Below are 18,208 nucleotides of genomic sequence, written 5' to 3'. Positions count from 1 at the left end.
GCCCGCTCAGTCGGGCGCGTGGCCCAGCCGTTCGGAGATGTCGCGCGCCGTCGCCTTGACGGCGTCGCCGATGCGCTCGCGGGCCTCGTCTCCCTGCCGGAAGATGCGGTCCGGCCCCGACACGTTGATCGCCGCCACCGGCCGGCCGCGGTGGTCGAACACCGCGCAGGCGCACGAGCCGATGCCCTCCTCGAAGTTCGCCGCGCTCCAGGCGATGCCGGCGGCCCGGTCGGCGGCGATCTGCGCCGTCAGCGCGTCGAAGCTGGTCGCCGTCTTGTCGGAAAAGCCGGGCATCGGTTCGCCCTCGTAGAGCGCGCGCACCTCCGCCTCGGGCAGGTGGGCGAGCAGGATGCGGCCCATGGTCGTCGCGTGGGCGGGCAGGCGGGTGCCCTGGCGCACGTTCGACACCAGCTGCGCGTTCGGCGATTCCCGCACCAGGTAGACCACGTCGTGGCCGTCGAGCACGCCCAGATGGGCCGACAGGCCGGTCTTTTCGGCAAGCGCTGCCAGGCGCGGCCGACCGATCTGGATCACGTCGCGGCCGTTCATGGATTCGGTTGCCAGGCCGATCAGCCCGAGCCCCAGCCGGAAGCCGGTGTTCTCGTCGCGCTCCTCGATCATCCGCTCCTCCCGCAACGTGTGCAGGAGCCGGATCAGCGTGGTCCGGTTGATGCCGAGTTCCTTAGCGGACTTGGAGATGTTGGCGCAGGTGTTGCCGGCGCCGATGTACTTCAGCACGGCGATGGCGCGGCGCACCGGCGGCACTTCGTAGGCGGTCACCTTCTCTTGCTCCATCGATCCCCTCTTGCGCCGTCACCAGCCCCGAGGTGTAGCGGTCCCGCAGGTCCGGGAAAAGTGGGGAGAGGTGCGGGGCCGCGAAGGTGTCCGGGCCGCGGCCGGGTGAACGCCGGTTGCCTCAGGCGTCGGAGCCCGCGAACAGCGCCTCCGCCTCGGCGATGCGCGCGTCGGCCCAGTCCATGGCCAGGTCCTCGGCCAGGTCCGGTCCGGAGGCGTCGTGGGTGATGCGCTCGCCCACCTTGGTCGCGCCATGGGCGGCGAGCAGCTCCTCCATGCGCTTGCCGCCGTGGTTGAAGGTGTCGGCGTATTCGCTGTCGCCCATGCCGAACACGGCGAAGCGGATGCCGGAGAGGTCCGGCTTGGCGGCCTCCATCGCCTCGGCGAACGGCTGGGCGGAGGCCGGTAGCTCGCCGTCGCCGTAAGTCGAGCAGACGACGATGTAGAAACGGCCTGCGTCGAACGACGCCGGGTCGAAGTCCGACAGGTTCGACAGCTCCACGTCGTGGCTCGCCTCCAGATGCGACTGGATGTCCTCGGAGAGCATCTCCGCGTTGCCGGTCTCGGTGCCGTAGAGGATGGTGATGTCCATCGTCAGGTCTCCAGTTGTCTCTTGGCGGCCGCGAGCATGTCCTCGACCCGCGCCAGCTTGCGCCGGGCGCGGCCTTCGGGCGTGCCGGCCGTCTCGGCGGCGTCGATGCGCAGCCAGCCTTCATAGTCGGTGACGGTGTCGAAACGCGCGCGCAACGCGGTCGCACCCGGCTTGCCGCCGGCCGGCGGCATTGCTTCCAGGTCGGCGGCGATGCGCTTGGCGAGCGCCTGGGCATCGGCGCGGTTCTCCGGGATCGTCCCGCGCGGCCCGCGCTTGAACCAGCCGGCGAGGTAGAGGCCCGGTTCGATGGCGCCGGCGTCCGGGTCGGCGGCCCGCGCGATCAGCCCGTCGCGGTCCATGGCGCGGTCGTCGGCGAAGCCGATGGCGGTGATCAGGCTGTCGCAGGCGAGCACCAGCTCGCCGCCGCCGCCCACCTTGTGGAAATGCGCCGCGCGCACCCGCCCGTCGGCGCCGGTGGCGCGCTCCGGCACCCAGCCGAACCGGAAGGTCACCGTCTTCGCCGCGTCCGCCGCGCCGTGACCGTCGATCTCGCGCAGCGCGGCCAGACGCTTGTCCTCGCCCTCGGCCGGCGCGTCCAGGTCCACGACGACAATCCGCACGCCGGCCAGCCTGCCCAGTTCGCGGATCATCACCGGGTCGAACTTGGCATGCGCCGCCGGCGAACGCCCGACGATGTCGATGGCGCGGATGCGGCTTTCGGCCAGCCGGTCCATGTGATGGTCGGCGAAGTCGGAGCCGTGGAACTCGTCCGCCTGCTTGGCCAGGATGCGCAGGATGTCGATGGCGACGTTGCCGTTGCCGACGATCACCACCTTTTCCCCCAGCGCCGGCACGCTGCCGGCATCGTCGGGATGGTCGTTCCAGTGGCGGGTGAGGGGGCCGGCGCGGTGGACGCCGTCGAGCTCCTCGCCGGGAATGCCCAGCTTGCGGTCGGCGGAGAGCCCCGTCGCCAGCACCACCACGTCGTAGAGCTCGCGCAGTTCCGCCAGCGTCAGGTCGGCGCCGTGCTCCGGATCGCCGATCCGGAGGTTGCCGACGAAGCCGACGCCCTCGCGTTCGAACAGCCGCGCGAACTGGCGCACCACCGCCTTGGTGCCCTGGTGGTCCGGCGCCACGCCGTAGCGCACCAGCCCGTACGGCACCGGCAGCCGGTCGATCAGGTCGATCGTGAGATCGTCGCGCAGCTTGCCCAGTGCCTGGGCGAGATAGCACCCGGACGGTCCGGCGCCGACGATGGCGATCTGCAGGCTCACGATCGGTTTCCTTTCGTCTCGGCCGGGCCGGCTCAGTTGAACACGAACCCGTTGTTCACCGGCAGCGTCTGGCCGGTCAGCGTCAGTGCCTCGCTCGACAGCAGGAACGAGATCGTGCCCGTCACGTCCTCGGCCGACTGCGGCCCCGGCACGGCGCGGCCGTCCTGGTAGAGCTTGTGGCGGTGCTCCGGCACGTACTCCGTCGATTGGGTGGTCAGGATCCCCGGCGCCACCACGGTCACGCCGATGCGGTCCGGGCCGAGTTCGCGCGCCATGGAGCGGGTCATGGCGATCACCGCCCCCTTGCTGGCGGTGTAGGGCATCAGGTTCGGGGCGCCCCACAGCGCCGTGTCGGAGGCGAGGTTGACCACCCGGCCGCTGCCGGAGGCCGCCAGCAGCGGCGTCAGCGCCCGGGTCATCAGCCAGGTGCCGCGCACGTTCACCCGCATCACCGCGTCCCAGGTGTCGATGGTCACGTCGCGGAAGCCGACGCCGCCGATGCCGGTGGCGATGGCGCCGTTGTTGACGAGGCCGTGGATGTGGTCGCGGGCGCCGGCAAGCGTTTCGGCGAAGCGCTCGATGGAGGCCGGGTCGCCGAGATCCAGCGCATGCACCTCGCAGGAATGGCCCTCCGTGGCGATCGCGTCGGCCGTTTGGGCGCAGCGCGCCTCGTCGAGGTCGGCGAGGATCAGCGTCGCGCCCTTGCGCGCGCAGTCGAGCGAGATCGCGCGGCCGAGCCCGCCGCCCGCGCCGGTCACCACGACGATGCGTCCTTCCAGGATCATGCGTGCTCCGCTTCCGTCAGATTCTTGGTTTCCGGAGCGGGATGCGGGCGGAAAACCGGTTTCCACTTTTCCTCATCCCGCTCCAGTGCGCTGTCTGCCACCATGGTCAGGCGATCCTCGCCCAGGGCAGGGGCTCGTTGCCGAGGCCGTGATAGACCGCCTTCTGGCGCTGGTAGGCGCGCAGGCCCTGCCGGCCCTTCTCGCGCCCGATGCCGCTCGCGTCGTCGCCGCCGAACGGCGTCGAGATCGAGAACTGCTTGTAGGTATTGATCCACACCGTGCCGGCGTTGATGGCGCGCGCCAGCCGCCAGGCACGGGGGAAGTCCTTCGTCCAGATGCCGCAGGCGAGCCCGTAGTCGTTGTCGTTCGACTGGGCGATCACGTCGGCCTCGTCGTCGAACGGCAGCACCACCAGCACCGGCCCGAAGATTTCCTCCCGGCAGGTGCGGCTCTGGTTGGTCAGCCCGGCGATGATCGTCGGCTTCAGATAGGCGCCGGCGTCATAGTCCGCACCCGTCGGCCGCTCGCCGCCGGTGAGGATCGTCCCGCCTTCCGCGCGGGCGAGCGAGATGTAGGCCTCCACCGCCTCGCGGTGTTCGAAGCCGACGAGCGGCGCCACCTGGGTCGCCGGGTCGAAGGGCGAGCCCACCACGAGCTTCTCGGTGGCTTCCACCAGCCGCTCCACGAAGCCGTCGTAGATGCTGCGCTCCACGAACAGCCGGGAGCCGGCGATGCACGACTGGCCGCTCGACGAGAAGATGCCGAACAGCACGCCGGCCACCGCCTGATCGATGTCGGCGTCGGAGAACACGATGGTCGGCGACTTGCCGCCGAGCTCCAGCGAGATCGGCATCAGCTTGCGGCCGGCCTGCTCGCCGATGCGGCGGCCCGTGTCGGTGCCGCCGGTGAACGAGATGCGGCCGATCGCCGGGTGCTCCACCAGCAGGTTGCCGATCTCGCGGCCGGAGCCGGGCAGCACCGAGAACAGGCCTTCCGGCAGGCCCGCTTCTTCCACGATGCGCGCCAGTTCCAGCGACACCAGCGGCGACCAGCTCGACGGCTTCAGCAGCACGGCGTTGCCGGCGGCGAGCGCCGGGGCGACCTTCTGGGCATCCGACGCGATCGGCGAGTTCCACGGCGTGATCGCGCCGACGAGGCCGATCGGCTCGTGCACCGACATGGTCAGGTAGGCACCGCGCCGGGTGGTCAGGTCCTCGTCGGCGGTCTCCAGCACGGCGGCGAAATAGCGGAAGGTGCCGGCCGCCGACATGGCGAGCGCGGTGGTCTCGCCGCGCGTCTTGCCGGTGTCGCGGGTCTGCACGAACGAGATCCGGTCGACGTTCTTCTCGATGCCGTCGGCGATCCGCGTCAGATAGCGCGCCCGCTCGTGGGGCAGCAGGTCGCGCCACGCCGGGTCGGCCTGGGCGGCCTTGGCACGCGCGATGGCGCGCTCGCCGTCGTCCCGGGAGGCACCGGCCAGCCGGCGGTTCAGCGAGCCGTCGTGGGAGAAGGTCGAGACGATCTCCGCGCCGGATCCGGTCTCCCATTTGCCGCCGACGAACAGGCGTCCGTCGGGCAGGTCGTAGGTCGCGTCAGCCATCGTCATTCCTCAAATCGCGACCGGCACGACGCGGTTGATGACCTCGCGCGCCACGCTGAAGACGGTCGAGACCGACGTCTTCGGATTGTCCGGCGACGCCTTGCCCTCGAGCCGGATCGTGAAGTTCACCGAGGCCGAGCGCACCTCGTATTCGTGGATGTTGCCGGTGACGGCGGGATCGGCGATCAGCCGCACCTTGGTCCGCTCGAAGCCGATGCCGGCCAGCGCCAGCGTCGCCGCCACGTTGGCGTTCTTCGGATAGTCGGTCGCCGCCGTGCGGGCGTTGCCGGTGAAGAACACGGTCTCCGACGTCAGCCCGTCCAGGTCGACGAGGGTCTCGGCCGGGGTCCCGCGCCAGGCTTCGGGCGGCTTGCGGCCGGTGTAGATCACCTCCTCGATGCCGGCGATCTTCGCCGCGGCCAGCGCGTCGATGCCGCCGATCGCGCCGGGGATCAGCACCGCCCGGCACTTGCCGGTGGCCGCCGCATCGGCGATCGCTTTGGCCGTCGCGTCGTCGGCCAGCGCGCCGATGGAGACGATGACCGTCTCGCAGCCGGCGCGCAGCACCTGCGGCACCACCTCGCGCACCACCTGATGCACCGCGCACTCGACGGTCAGGTCCGGGCGGGCGGCGAGAAAGCCCTCGACGGTGTCGTGGAAGCTGACCTCGTCGGCCAGCACGGCGGCCTTGGCGCGCAACGCCGCCTCGGCCGCGGCCGAGGCGCCCGCCTGCGCCAGGATCGCCACCGCCTCGAAGCGCGCCCGTCCGTCGCCGGCGAGCACGTCGAGCAGGGCGGCGGCGATGTTGCCGTAGCCGATGATGCCGAGACGATGCATGGCCACCCTCAACCCGCCTTTCCGGCGGCACCCGCCGGCGGGCCGGCAAACGCCTCGGCGAACGGGCCGATGGCCACCATGTCGACTTCCAGCACCACCGGCCCCGCGACCTTCATCGCCGCGTCGAAGGCGTCGGGGAACGCCTCGATGCTGTCGACGCGCATGTGCGGCATGTCGATGGCGTCGCACAGCTTGGCGAAGTTCGGGGTCTTCAGCGCCGAATAGTGCCGGCGGCCGCCATACTGGGCGTCCTGGATGTTCTGGATGACGCCGTAGGCCGCATCGTTCATCAGCAGGTAGACCAGGTTGGCGCCCTCGTCGACGGCGGTGATCAGCTCGGCCATGCCCAGCATCGCGCCGCCGTCGCCGAGCAGCGTCACCGCCTTGGCGTCGGGCGAGGCGAGGGCCGCGCCGATGCCCATGGCGATGCCCTGGCCGATGCCGCCGCCGGCGGCGTGGACGCCGAGGTTGGGGGCGGCCACGGTCACGTAGCGGTTGCCGAAGGTCGAGTTGGAGATGGTCACGTCGCGCACCCACGGGTGGCGGCCGGCCTGCACCCGGCCGAGCAGGTGGTCGGCGACGATCTGGTAGGGGCCGAGGCGCTCGCGCAGCGCGCCTTCCGACCGGGCTCGCGCCGAGGCGATGTCGTGCGGCATCGTCGGGTCGGTGTCGAGCTTCGCCGGCAGCCGCTCAAGCAGCCGCTGGAGCGTGTCGGCGGCGTCGCCGTGCAGGAACTGCGCGACGGGGTAGTTCTTGCCGCAGCGTTCCGCGTCGGCGTCGATCTGGACGAGCTGGCGCGGCAGCGGCAGCTTGTTGTCGCGGGTCTCGTTGCCGCGCAGCCGCGATCCGACGACGATCATCAGGTCGGAGCTGGCGTAGATCTCCTCCGCCTCGCGCGTCATGTTGAAGGCGCCGAGGCTGGCGGCGTTGTCTTCCGGAACGACGCCGCGGCCGGTGGTGCTGGTCACCGCGCCGAAGCCGCGGGCGACCAGCTCGGTGGCCTCTGCCGCCGCGCCGCGGGCGCCGCCGCCGAGCCACAGAAGCGGCCGCCGGGCCGCCTTCACCCGCGCGGCGAGTTCGTCCAGCGCCGCGTCGGAGGCGAGCGGCCGCACGATCACCGGCGGATAGGCCCGCGCGGTCGTCACCGGCGCCATCCGCTGCACGTCCACCGGCACCTCCAGGCTCACCGGCCCGGTTGGCGCGCTCAGCGCCGCGGAGCAGGCGGCCGACAGGGTGCCGATCACCGAGGCGGCGTCCCAGATGCGGAAATAGGCCTTGGAGATGCCCTTCAGCATCTCCGGCTGCTTCGGCACGTCGTGGATCGGCGCGCGGTCGCGGTCGGCGTGGGACAGGTCGACCTGCGTCGTGATGTGCAGGATCGGCGAGCCCGCCGTCAGCGCTTCCGCCTGGCCGCCGGCCGCATTCCCGGCCGCCGTGCCGGTGGAGGTCAGCACCACGCCCAGCCCGCCGGCCACCCGCGCGTAGGCATCCGCCATGTTCATGGCGCCGGCCTCGCCGCGCGCCGGCACGAAGCGGATCAGCCCCTGCTCGGCGATGCCGTCGAGGATCGGCATGTTGTGGATCGAGATGACCCCGAACACCGTGGTGACGCCCATCTCGGCGAGCGCCCGCGCGATCTGGCCGCCGACGGTGTCCGGAAGGGTGTCGAGCGCCGGCTCGTCAAACGAAACGCGAGATGCCGCCTGAGATCTCAAGGTGTGCTCCTGTGATGTACGAGGCGGCGGGCGAGGCGAGGAAGGCGAGCGCGCGCGCTGCCTCCTGCGCCTGGCCGAGCCGGCCGAGCGGGATGTTCTTCTTGGTGGCGAGATCGGCGAACCACGCCTCGCGGGTCTGGGACGTGTCGTCCCGGCCCTCGAAGCGGCGCTGCCACTGGTTGGAATCGACGAGGCCGACGAGGATCGAGTTCACCCGGATCTCCGGAGCGAGCTCGACGCTGAGCGACTTCAGGAGGTTCTGGATGCCGGCCCGCGCCGACGAGGTGCAGACCATGTGCGGCTCGGGCTGGTGGGCGAGCAGCGAGTTGACCGCCACGATGGCGCCGTGGCCGCTTTGCTTCAGCGCCGCGGTGAAGGCGCGGATGGGGTGGATCTGGCTGAAATACTTCAGCTCCAGCTCCTCGCGCCACGCCTCGTCGGTGGTCGACGCGAAGGTCGAGGTGCGGCCCTGGCCGGCGTTGTTGATCAGGATGTCGACGCCGCCGAAGCGCTCCAGCACCCGGTCGGCGAAGCCGCCGAACGCCTCCGGATCGAGCACCGACACCGCCTCGGCCAGGATCCGTCCCTCGCCGAAGCCGGCGGCCAGGTTGGCCTTCGCCGCCTCCAGCCGCTCCGCGCCGCGCGCGCAGAAGGCGACGTTGCAGCCTTCCTCCAGCAGCAGCCGCACGGTGGCGAGCCCGATGCCCGAGCTGCCGCCGGTGACCACGGCGGTCTTGCCGTTGAGGCCGAGATCCATGCCGTCAGCCCTGCTTCAGCGACCGGAAGCCCGGATCGGGACGTCCCATCATCACGGCGCGCTGGGCCGGCGTCGGCGGTCCGGCGGTCATCCAGCGGTCCATGGAGTCCGGATCGCTGCGCGACCACACCTTGGCCTCGTGGGTGGCCTCGTCGATCTGCTGCAGCTCGGAGGTGAACTCGATCACGAATCCCGACGGCGACACGAAATAGGCGAACGGGTTGTTGCCCGGGCCGTGGCGGCCGGGGCCCCAGCTCGGCACCTGGCCCTTCTGCTTCATCCGGCCGATGCCGCGCATGAAGGAATCGAGATCCGGCATCTCGAAGGCGACGTGGTTGACGCTGGCGTAGGGCGCGCGCACCAGGGCGATCGAGTGATGGTCGACGCTGCAGCGCAGGAACACCATCTGGTCGGCCGAATAGTCGCTGACCCGGAAGCCCATGACGTCGCAGTACCAGTCGCGCACGCCGTCCATGTCGGGGGTGTTGAGCACCACGTGGGACACCTTGCGCGGCAGGGCGAACTGATCCTCCGACGCCTTCATCTCCAGCTCGGTGGTGAAGCGCAGCCGGCGGCAGTCCGGGTCCAGGATCTCGAAGCCGTAGCCGCCGATCGCGTCCTCGAACGGGGCGGGGGCGGCCAGCGCGGTGGCGCCGCGCTCGACGGCCTGCAGGTAGAAGGCATCCATCGCCGCCCGGTCCGGCATGCCGAAGTGGATGTACTCGATGCCGAAGGTGTCGCCGTCCTTCAGGCCGTAGAGGAACGGCTCGGGCCCGGTTCCGGCCATGTAGGCGACGCCGTCGCCGCGCTTGGCGAGCGACAGGCCCCAGGAGTCGACGTAGAAATCGACCGTGGCGGTCATTCCCGGCGCGCGCATCATGATGCCGCGCAGGTGTCCGGCTCTCAATGGCTCAGTCATCGTCACCTCCTGTGTCGTGCGCGCCCGGCGCCAGAGCGCTTTCCGACCGGGTGGGTTCACCCGGTCCATCGGACAGCGATCTCAGTTCACGTGCTGGGTCCGGCCCCGCGCCGCGGCGATGGCGGTCGCGATGACCGCCGCGAACGCTTCCGGCTGCTCCAGATAGACCGCGTGTCCGGCGTCGGCGATCCGCCGATAGTCGACATCGTCCGCACCGTTGGCCGAGCGCGCCTCGATCGCCGCCAGCGTCTGCGCCTCCGGGGTCACGACGTCGCCCTCGGCCCAGACGAAGGTCGTGGGAATCTTGACGTGCGCCAGGCTCTCGGTCAGCCGTCCGGACGACAGCATCCGCACTGCCTGGCCGTAACCGGGCATCGTGACGGCGCCCATCGCCGCCTCGACGGCCGCGACCGCGTCGGGCCGCCCTTCCGGGTCGTGGACCAGCCGCGCCGCCCGGGTCCGCGCGAATTCCGGCCCGCCCAGCGTCTCCAGCGCATCGATGCGCGCCTGGCTCTTCTCGGGCAGCGTCCCGCCGACGCGGACGCCGTAGCCGGCGGCGCATTCCGACAGCACCAGTCCGCTCAGCCGGTCGCCGTGGCGCATGGCGAAGCGCGCCGCGATCAGCGTGCCCAGCGAGTGGCCGACCAGCAGCACCCGGTCGAGCCCGAGGGCGTCGAACAGGCGGAGCAGGGCGGTCGCGTAGGCCTCCTCGGTGGGCCATTCCTCGGCGAGAGGGGCGGAGGCATCGTAGCCGGGCGCGTTCCAGAAGATCAGGTCGAGGTCGGCGTGCAGGTGCGGAACCACCGGCAGGAAGGACGCGCCGCGCGAGCCGATGCCGTGCAGGAACACCACCGCCTCGCCCGCCGCCGACCGGCGCAGGAACGAGATCCCCGCCGACGTCGCCAGCGCCACGCCCGGAACAGCCGTCTTCGCGTTGTGCTCGCCCATGGCCAGGGGATCCTCGCTCGACATCCGGAAAGAATGTTCATTAATGAACATAGTGTTCAAAATCAACATTACGCTCGCTGGGCCATCCTGTCAACGCGGTGCCAGGCGTCGGCCGTCCCTGTTGAAGCCGCAGATGCCGCCGCGGCCGAGGGGGCCGCGGCCCTGTCTCAGCCGTCGTCGCGCTCCAGATAGTGGAGCACCCGCTTCTCGATGCCGGCCACCGCGAAGTAGAGGAAGATGCCGATCACCGTCAGCAGCCCGATCGCGTTGAACACCATGGCGGTGTTCGCCTGGCCTTCGCCGTAGGTGATCAGGAAGCCGAGGCCGGTGTTGCCGCCGACCAGTTCGCCGACGGTCACGCCGATCACGGCCAGCGTCGCACCGATGCGCAGCCCGGCGAACAGCGACGGCATCGACGACGGGAACTCGATCTTCCAGAAGATCTTCAGCCGCGACATGTTGTAGACGCGCGCCAGGTTGATCAGGTCGCGGTCGACCGTCTTCATCGACTGCAGCACGTTGACCAGGATCGGGAAGAACACGATCAGCACGGTCACCAGCAGCTTCGGCAGCGCGTTGTAACCGAACCACATGATGAACAGCGGCGCGAACGCCACCTTCGGCGCGATCTGCAGCGCCAGGATGTACGGCGACAGCACCCGCTCCCACAGCTTCGACAGGCCGAGCAGGTAGCCGAACGCCGCGCCCAGCGCGCTGCCGAGCACGAAGCCGATGATCGACGTCACCGTCGTCGAGAGGAAATTTTTGCCGAGCTCTTCCTGCCGTACCATGCGGAAGAACTCGTTCACGCATTCCGAGAAGGTCGGAATGATGTATTTCGGAACGTCGAACAGCGGCGGGAGATACTCCCACGCGGCGATGACCGCGATGCCGACGGCGATCATGATGGCGAGCTCGGGCCCGGCCGTGGACGACCGCGGAACGGCGCGGCGCAGGAGGTTGGCCATCTGGAACCTTCCGTTTCCGGACGCGCCCCCGAAGCCGGGGGCGCGCGCTGCATCGGTTGTGGCGTGGTCGGTCAATCGACGAACTCGTTGGTGTAGAGGTCGTCGAGCGGCGGCGCGGTGCTGATGATGCCGGCCTGGAGGTAGAAGTCCTCGACCGCCTTCACCCGCTCCGGATCGAACTTGCCCAGGTCCTTCATGTCGTCGACCGAATAGACGAGGTCGGTGTAGCGCTTCATCACTTCGGTGAGGAACGCTTCCTTGCCGGAGAACTGCGGGACCTTCTCGGCCAGCAGCTTGGCGGAGCCTTCCGGATCCTCCATCACGTCGCGCAGGCCGTGCAGGGTCGCCTGCACGAAGCCGCGCACCAGCTCCGGCTTGTTCTTGATGGTGTCGTCGGACGACAGGATCGCCTGGGCCATCGCCGGGAACATGTCGTTGATCGGCAGGATGGTCAGGTCGACGCCGGCGCCTTCGATCGAGGCGGCCCAGTCGGGCGTGCCGGAGATCGCGTCGAGGTCGCCGGAGATCATCAGCTGGACCATGCCGGCCGGGCCGACGGCCTGGATGTCGACGTCTTCCTTGGACAGGCCGGCCGACTGCAGCGCCGCCAGCAGGTTGTAGTAGGTGGTGTCCTGGAAGGCCATGACGCCGATCTTCTTGCCCTTCAGCGACGCCATGTCGGTGGCGCCGGCGTCCGTGCGGATGACGATCTGGGTCAGCGCCTTGCCGCCCAGCAGCGCCACGCCCTTCACCGGCAGGCCGTTGGCGCGCACGATGATCGGCGTGTCGCCGATGCCGCCGCCGAGGTCGGCGTTGCCCACCGCGACCTGCTTGGCGACGTCGGCGCCGCCCTTGCCGATGCGGAAGTCGACGTCGAGGCCGGCCGCGTCGTAGTAGCCCTTCGCCTTGGCCACCTGGAACGGCGTGAACGCCGGCAGGAAGTCGGGGGCCGGGAACAGGTAGACCATCTTCTCGGCGGCCATGGCGCCGCCGGTCATCATGGCGGACACGGCGGCGACGGTGACGGCCCGCCGCATGGTCCGGGCAAAGCGTTCGAATGTCATGTCAGTCGTCCTTCCTCTGGGGGCCGCTTCACGCGGCTTGATCTTCCAAGTGCAGGGTATCGAACAGGCGTTTGACGTAGTCGCGCGTGCCGCTCTCCATCGAGCGGGCCATCGGGTCGTCGCGATGCGGCAGTTCGATCGGGAACTCGTCGACCACGGTGCCGGGCCGGCCCGACAGCACCACCACCCGGTCCGACATGATGACGGCCTCCTGCAGGTCGTGGGTGATCAGCAGGCAGGTGACGCCGGTCTCCGCGATGGTCGCCGAGAAGCTCTTCTGCAGCACCACCTTGGTCTGCGCGTCGAGTGCCGAGAACGGCTCGTCGAGGAGCACGATCTCCGGATCGATCGCCAAAGTGCGGGCCAGCGCCGCGCGCTGGCGCATGCCGCCGGAAAGCTGATGGGGATAGTGGAAGGCGAAGTCGGCGAGCCGCACCCGTTCCAGCTCCGACAGCGCACGCTCGCGCCGCTCATTGCGCGTCATCGGCTTCTCCTCCAGGCCGAACTCGACGTTGGAGACGATGTTGCGCCAGGGCAGCAGCAGGTCCTTCTGCAGCATGAAGCCGACGTCGGAGCGGGTCGAGCGCACCGGCTCGTCGTTGATCAGCACCTGGCCCTCGGTCGGGCCGTACAGGCCGGACACCATGTTGAGGATGGTGCTCTTGCCGCAGCCCGAAGGGCCCACGACCGCGACCAGCTCGCCGGGCTTCACGGAGAACGACATGCCGGTCACCGCGGTGACCTGGTGCCCGGACTTGCGGTCCGGGAAGACCTTGGTGATGTCTCTGAGCTCGAGGCTTGATGTCATCGCGAACCGTTGGGGTTGGAGGCCAAGGGGAGGCGTGGTGCGGGCATCAGGTCCACAGGTAGCCGTAGGTGTGAATCTGTCCGATCAGTCCGGTCAGGCCGTCGCCGCTGGCGGGGCCGTCGGCGACGCTGGTGCCGCGCAGCCAGGTGCGTCCGTGCACCTCCATGCCGGCGGCGTTGCAGCGCCCCTTGAAGCGGGTCGCGTTGCACCAGAAGCCGCCCATGATCTCGGCGCCTTCCAGCGAGGCCGGCCCGGTCAGCGTCGTGCGGTCCATCGACAGGTTGCTCAGCACCTGGATCCGGTCTAGGAACGCCGCCTGCTCGAAGACCGCCCGGTCGAGCACGAAGGTGCCGCGGAACTCCGACCGGGAGAAGCTCGCATCCCGGCCGAAGCGGCCGCCGTCGAAGCGCGCGTCGTGCCAGAACTCCGCCCCGGAAAAGTCCGCCCCCGCCTCGAACGTGCAGTTGCGGAACCAGGCCAGTCCCTGGAAGCGCGCGCCGCTGGCATCCACCGGGGCGCGGAACACCGCGCCGGTGAAGTCGACGCTGGTCACGTCCAGCCCGGCGAGCGACAGCGGCTCCTCGACGATGCGGCCGGTCAGGTCCTGCGCCGCACCCGCCACGAAGGGGGCGCGCAGGAGGTCGATGAGGCCGTCGGGGGCTGCGAGCGTCATCGGAACGTGCATCGGCTCCCGATCAGGCCGACTTCTGGTCGAGGGCGGCGTCCTGCGCCTTCAGGTGTTCCTTGGCCTTGCGCACCATCATCTGGCGCAGGCGGGAAACGCCGATGTCGTGCTGGTAGAGCATCTCGCGCTTGCGGGCGTCTTCGGGGATCGATTCCAGCATCACCCGGTCCTGCTCCAGCACGTACCAGTGCCGTTCCTCCAGGAAGGCGCGATACAGGAAGCGCCAGGACTCCGCGGCCAGACCCTGCACCTGGCGGCAGCGCCAGAAGAAGGAATGGTGGGTGTGCTCATCGATGGCGACGGCGAAGCCGATGATGCGGAACGGGCCGCCCGGTCCGGCGCCGTTCGGGTAGGGGATGTCGAGGCGGAAGAACATCGAGCCTGGCTCGACCACCACCTCGGTGGCGTCCAGGTTGACGCCCTTCTGGGCGACGCGCTCGATGACGAAGCCGGTGTCGGTGCGCTCCAGGCGCATGGTGTCCTGCTTGGCGCCGTAGGCCAGCGTGAACGAGTCATTGTGCAGGTAGCTGGCGTGCATCGGGTCGGCGGCGTTGTCGAGGGACAGCCGGTAGCTGCAGTCCCACCGCACCATGCACGGGAAGGCTTCCCACTCGCCGTTGACGAACTCTTCCGGCGGGTTGAAGGCGGGGGCCTCCGGCTGGTCGGCGCTCGGCAGGTAGATGAACACCGCGTCGGCGCATTCGGCCGTCTCGAAGCTCTTCAGCGGCCGGCGGCCTTCCAGCGCGCACTCCGGCATCGCCGGAACCCGGACGATGGTGCCGCTGCCGTCGACCGACACGCCGTGATAGCGGCAGGCGACGTTGCCGTCCTGGACCACGCCCAGCGACAGCTTGGCGCCCCGGTGGGGGCAGAAGTCCTCGATGCAGTGCACCTTACCGTCGCCGTCGCGCCAGAGAACCAGGTTCTCGCCGGCGATCTTGGTGCCGAACGGCTTGCCTTCCTTGACCTGCACCGACTTGCAGATCGGTGCCCACAGGCCGAGCAGGCCCCGGCTGATGTAGTCGTCGACGGCGTCGCGGCCTGAAACGGTGGCAGTCATGGCTTCATCCCCGGTTCGTGGGTGCGGGTGTCAGGCGCCGATCCCGTGCTCGGCGTAGGCGGCATCGTGGGACGCGTTGATGGCCTTCAGCTCGGCTTCGAGGGTGGCAAGGCACCAGGCGCCGGTCTCGCCGGACGGCCGCCTGGTGCCCTTTTCGTTGAGCTCGGCGGCGACGGCTTCGAAATCGTGGACGCCGCGCGCATAAATGTCCTCGAGGTCGGCGGCGAGCGCGGATTCCGCTTCGGTCATCGGCCGGCCGCGTGACTGGTGGCTGAGGGCGGGATCTTGCATCGGATGCCTCCGGACACTGTGTGAGCGGGTCTGTTCAAATAAGAACGATGCGTTCGTCATTTGCCATAGTGGCGCAAGATTGGTATCCAGGCAACATCTTTTCCAAACAAGCCGGATCGGCGGAAAGTGGGACTTTATGACCGAACGGATCATGCTCACCGTCTTCCTCAGGCACGACCAGTCGCAGAACCTCGAGGAGATCCAGGCTCACCTCGGCGACCAGGAGTGGTGGACGGGCTTTCCGCCGGAGGGCGTCGAGATCCTGTCTTGGAACGTCGTGATGGGCATCGGCCAGATCGTCACCCTGCGCATGCCGCCCGAGCTCCTGCCGAAGGTCAACGTCGAGCTCGAACGCCGCGCCTGGGGCGTGTTCTCCACCGAGTTCTTCCCGACCTACGACTTCGTGCCGGTCCGCGAGCGCCTGACGCGCGAGTGGAAGGCGAAGACGGGGAAGTAGCGCCCATGCCCGCCGCCTTCCGCACGATCAGCGCGCCGGACGTTCCGGCCCCGCCGCCCGGCGTGTTCTCCAACGCCATTGTGGCCGACAACGTCGTCTACGTCTCGGGTATGCACGCCGGCGGCCCCGACGGCATCGTCGGCGGTGCGTCGATGCTGGAGCAGACCCGCGAGGCGCTCCGCCGCGCCGTATCTCTGGTCACCGCTGCCGGCGGCTCGGCCGACCGCATCGTCAAGCTGACGATCTACGTCACCGACATGGGCCGGCGCGCCGAAGTGAGCGCCGCCCGCAAGGAGGTCTTCGCCGACCATCTCCCGGCATCCACCTTCCTGCAGGTCTCCGGCTTCGTCCAGGACGGCCTGCTGGTCGAGGTCGACGCCATCGCGCATCTCTGATCTTCGTTCGGCCGGTGTTTCTGCATTTCCCGGTCGGAAACCGGCCGAGGCGAAGGTCCGGACAAGTGGAGAGGGCGGTCTGAGCCCGATTTCCCGTGCGGGACGCGCTCGGATTCCTGCTCCCGTGGCCGAAGACACTAGGTTCCTTGGGAGGACTGAGTCTTATATATCGGCCCGTATGCTACTTAAGGGTGGAAATCCGGCGCGCTGTACTGTCTTAATTTCTAGGTAGGGTGGATAACGCTGGGTGAAGTCGGGTTGTACGTAGGAGGAGGGGGCATGCGGCACTGGGCTGGCAATCTCGATGAAACGATCGAGAAGACCGCCGACTTGGGCATGAGATACCTCCTGCCCTTCGTGACGCTGTCGCCCCAGGTCGGATTTGCCGGCACCGAAGCGGTACCGGGGCGGAGGCTCTGGGAGCATGCCCCCCGCCGGGCCTCGCTCGATGCCCTCGCCAACGAATCGCCGTCGGACTCCTCCGACATCCGGGTCGTGCTCGACCGCCGCCTCGCCGCCGGCCAGATCGACAGCGACACCCATGCAGAGCTGGCGCGCGACGCCGACTTCATCGCTGCCGCCCTCGCCGCGGGGGAGGATCCGTTCGCCGACGGCCGCCTCGCGCGGCGCCCCGGGCCCTGGCCGGCGTCCGACGGGCAGGGCTCGTCCCGCCTCGCCGACTGGATCCGCCGGTTCCGGCTCGTCGCGTCGGTGGCGATCGCGGCTCTGCTGGCCCTGACGATGGTGGGGGCCGTCGATCCGTTCTGATCTCGTCGCGATCGACGCCGATATCGTGGAGCGGGATGCGGGCCGGGCTCCGTCCGGCTCTGGCCCCGGGGCGGCGGCCGCGCGCCTCCCGAAATCTGCGGGGGCCGGCGGTTGCGCGTTGCCTGCCCGGGCCGTTCCTGCTTTCCTCCTCCCGTCGCCACCGCCGCCCGCCCGGCGTCGATGCCGACCCACGGCCGTCCGCCATCGACGAGGCGCGCAAAGCGAGGTCCATCCATGCGCAGCGAGATCACCGGGTCGACGCTTCCCGTCCTGACCATCACCCTGGAGGGCGGCGAGACCATCCTCGCCGAGCCCGACCGGCTGTCCTGGATGACGGCCAACATCGGCATGCACACCACCGCCGCGACCGGAGGGGCCGGCGGCCTGTTCGGGGCGCTGGGCCGGGCGGTGGCCGGCGGCGGCCTGTTCATGACCGAGTTCACCGCCGAGCGCGGCGAGGGCTTCGTCGCCTTCGCCGCCACCGTCCCCGGCAACATCGTCCAGACCGAGGTCCACGACGGCCGCGGCTACCTGATCCACCGCCACGGCTTCCTGGCCGGCAGCAAAAGCCTGTCGCTGTCGATCGGCGTCCAGCAGTCGCTCGGCTCCGGCCTGTTCGGCGGCAACGGCTTCATCCTGCAGAAGCTTTCAGGCTCCGGCACCGCCTTCGTCGAGCTCGGCGGCGAGATCGTCAGCTACGATCTCGAGGCCGGCCAGGAGCTGCTGGTGCACCCGGCCCACGTCGGCATGTTCGAGGAGGGCGTCTCCTTCGAGATCACCACCATCCGCGGCGTGAAGAACATGCTGTTCGGCGGCGACGGGCTGTTCCTGGTGCGGCTGCGCGGGCCGGGCAAGGTCTGGCTGCAGTCGCTCACGCCGGTGAAGCTCGCCCACGCCCTGCGCCCCTATCTGCCGTCGGGCGAGCACCACTGACGGAGAGGGCCTTTCCGGGCAGGTGCAGTCACCCGACTGCCAGGAAATCGCTCCAGCCTCAAACCCTTGAGCCATTCCTCTCCGGTCGGATCGCTTCGGTCTGACCGGGAACTGCTCCGGCGGGCGATCCTGACCGCCCGGCCGTCAGGATTTCACCTTGGCGAGCAGCCAGGCGACGATGCCGAGCCCGATGCTGCCGATGCCGAAGCCGATCCCCAGCCCCCACGGGATGCCGGGATAGCCGGCCACCCAGTGGCCGATCAGCCCGCCGGCCACGCCGAGGATCAGGGGGGCGAGGCATCCGATGGCGATCATGAAGGTGGGTCTCCGGAATCCATACCCGGGCCATTCCTCTTCGTTCGGATCGTGCCGATCTGAACGGGAAAGGCTCTGGATGACGACGACGTCGGGTCTGGCCGACCTGACGTCATGAACGGGATCGATGCCACGCTCCTGGAGCGGGATCGAGCTGCCGGTCTTCTCCGCGAGCCCGACGCCTGCGGTGATCATCGCCCGCCGGACCGGATCGCCCCGGGCCATCCGCGCTGCCGCGGCTC

General features: G+C 69.6%; 21 protein-coding genes. 4 read left to right on the top strand and 17 right to left on the bottom strand.

What is annotated here, in order from left to right:
- Positions 1-6 precede the first annotated feature (6 nt).
- From ACSSVZ_RS04650 to ACSSVZ_RS04575, 16 genes are all read right to left on the bottom strand, one after another.
- Positions 7-795, bottom strand: coding sequence for an IclR family transcriptional regulator (locus tag ACSSVZ_RS04650; protein ID WP_453968576.1), 789 nt, complete (start codon positions 793-795; stop codon positions 7-9).
- Positions 796-916: 121 nt separating this feature from the next.
- Complete coding sequence (locus ACSSVZ_RS04645; RefSeq protein ID WP_453968575.1) at positions 917-1,387, bottom strand: flavodoxin domain-containing protein; 471 nt, start codon at positions 1,385-1,387, stop codon at positions 917-919.
- 2 nt (positions 1,388-1,389) lie between these two features.
- Positions 1,390-2,661, bottom strand: coding sequence for an FAD-dependent oxidoreductase (locus ACSSVZ_RS04640; protein ID WP_453968574.1), 1,272 nt, complete (start codon positions 2,659-2,661; stop codon positions 1,390-1,392).
- Between the two features lie 32 nt (positions 2,662-2,693).
- Positions 2,694-3,446, bottom strand: coding sequence for an SDR family oxidoreductase (locus ACSSVZ_RS04635; protein ID WP_453968572.1), 753 nt, complete (start codon positions 3,444-3,446; stop codon positions 2,694-2,696).
- Positions 3,447-3,552: 106 nt separating this feature from the next.
- Positions 3,553-5,046, bottom strand: a complete 1,494-nt coding sequence (locus ACSSVZ_RS04630; RefSeq protein WP_453968571.1) for an aldehyde dehydrogenase — start codon at positions 5,044-5,046, stop codon at positions 3,553-3,555.
- 9 nt (positions 5,047-5,055) lie between these two features.
- Positions 5,056-5,883, bottom strand: a complete 828-nt coding sequence (locus ACSSVZ_RS04625; protein ID WP_453968570.1) for an aspartate dehydrogenase — start codon at positions 5,881-5,883, stop codon at positions 5,056-5,058.
- 8 nt (positions 5,884-5,891) lie between these two features.
- A complete protein-coding gene (locus ACSSVZ_RS04620; protein ID WP_453968569.1) occupies positions 5,892-7,598 on the bottom strand; it encodes a thiamine pyrophosphate-binding protein in 1,707 nt (568 codons plus the stop codon).
- Positions 7,564-8,355 carry an SDR family oxidoreductase gene (locus ACSSVZ_RS04615; RefSeq protein WP_453968568.1) on the bottom strand — a complete coding sequence of 264 codons (792 nt, stop codon included), beginning with the start codon at positions 8,353-8,355 and terminating at the stop codon, positions 7,564-7,566. The genes ACSSVZ_RS04620 and ACSSVZ_RS04615 overlap by 35 nt, the downstream gene beginning before the upstream one ends.
- 4 nt (positions 8,356-8,359) lie before the next feature.
- Complete coding sequence (locus ACSSVZ_RS04610) at positions 8,360-9,274, bottom strand: VOC family protein (RefSeq protein ID WP_453968567.1); 915 nt, start codon at positions 9,272-9,274, stop codon at positions 8,360-8,362.
- A gap of 81 nt (positions 9,275-9,355) precedes the next feature.
- The gene (locus ACSSVZ_RS04605; RefSeq protein WP_453968566.1) at positions 9,356-10,222 is read right to left on the bottom strand and encodes an alpha/beta fold hydrolase; all 867 of its coding nucleotides are present in this window, start codon (positions 10,220-10,222) and stop codon (positions 9,356-9,358) included.
- Between the two features lie 167 nt (positions 10,223-10,389).
- Positions 10,390-11,190, bottom strand: coding sequence for an ABC transporter permease (locus ACSSVZ_RS04600; RefSeq protein ID WP_453968565.1), 801 nt, complete (start codon positions 11,188-11,190; stop codon positions 10,390-10,392).
- A gap of 71 nt (positions 11,191-11,261) precedes the next feature.
- Positions 11,262-12,254 carry an ABC transporter substrate-binding protein gene (locus ACSSVZ_RS04595; RefSeq protein ID WP_453968564.1) on the bottom strand — a complete coding sequence of 331 codons (993 nt, stop codon included), beginning with the start codon at positions 12,252-12,254 and terminating at the stop codon, positions 11,262-11,264.
- Positions 12,255-12,282: 28 nt separating this feature from the next.
- Positions 12,283-13,062, bottom strand: a complete 780-nt coding sequence (locus tag ACSSVZ_RS04590) for an ABC transporter ATP-binding protein (protein WP_453968563.1) — start codon at positions 13,060-13,062, stop codon at positions 12,283-12,285.
- Between the two features lie 46 nt (positions 13,063-13,108).
- Positions 13,109-13,735 (bottom strand): pentapeptide repeat-containing protein, encoded by a 627-nt coding sequence (locus ACSSVZ_RS04585; RefSeq protein WP_453968562.1) that lies wholly within the window; start codon positions 13,733-13,735, stop codon positions 13,109-13,111.
- 22 nt (positions 13,736-13,757) lie between these two features.
- Positions 13,758-14,807: a Rieske 2Fe-2S domain-containing protein gene (locus ACSSVZ_RS04580; RefSeq protein WP_453968561.1), complete on the bottom strand. Its 1,050-nt coding sequence runs from the start codon at positions 14,805-14,807 to the stop codon at positions 13,758-13,760.
- A gap of 30 nt (positions 14,808-14,837) precedes the next feature.
- Positions 14,838-15,098: a recombinase-like helix-turn-helix domain-containing protein gene (locus ACSSVZ_RS04575; protein WP_453968560.1), complete on the bottom strand. Its 261-nt coding sequence runs from the start codon at positions 15,096-15,098 to the stop codon at positions 14,838-14,840.
- A 136-nt stretch (positions 15,099-15,234) separates the two neighbouring features.
- On the opposite strand from ACSSVZ_RS04575, the gene ACSSVZ_RS04570 reads away from it, so the two are divergent.
- The 4 genes from ACSSVZ_RS04570 (at position 15,235) to ACSSVZ_RS04555 (ending at position 17,651) form a co-directional block, all read left to right on the top strand.
- Positions 15,235-15,555: a hypothetical protein gene (locus tag ACSSVZ_RS04570; RefSeq protein WP_453968559.1), complete on the top strand. Its 321-nt coding sequence runs from the start codon at positions 15,235-15,237 to the stop codon at positions 15,553-15,555.
- A gap of 5 nt (positions 15,556-15,560) precedes the next feature.
- On the top strand, positions 15,561-15,950 hold the full coding sequence (locus ACSSVZ_RS04565; protein ID WP_453968558.1) for a RidA family protein: 390 nt from the start codon (positions 15,561-15,563) through the stop codon (positions 15,948-15,950).
- A 279-nt stretch (positions 15,951-16,229) separates the two neighbouring features.
- Positions 16,230-16,718, top strand: coding sequence for a hypothetical protein (locus tag ACSSVZ_RS04560; RefSeq protein WP_453968556.1), 489 nt, complete (start codon positions 16,230-16,232; stop codon positions 16,716-16,718).
- Positions 16,719-16,952: 234 nt separating this feature from the next.
- Entirely contained in the window at positions 16,953-17,651 is a 699-nt protein-coding gene (locus tag ACSSVZ_RS04555; protein ID WP_453968555.1) for a TIGR00266 family protein, read from the top strand.
- A gap of 144 nt (positions 17,652-17,795) precedes the next feature.
- Here ACSSVZ_RS04555 and ACSSVZ_RS04550 read toward each other — a convergent pair whose 3' ends face one another.
- Positions 17,796-17,966 carry a hypothetical protein gene (locus tag ACSSVZ_RS04550; RefSeq protein WP_453968553.1) on the bottom strand — a complete coding sequence of 57 codons (171 nt, stop codon included), beginning with the start codon at positions 17,964-17,966 and terminating at the stop codon, positions 17,796-17,798.
- Positions 17,967-18,208: the final 242 nt, after the last annotated feature.

This window comes from Amorphus sp. MBR-141 (assembly GCF_053628695.1).
This window is presented reverse-complemented; position numbering and strand designations above follow the sequence as displayed.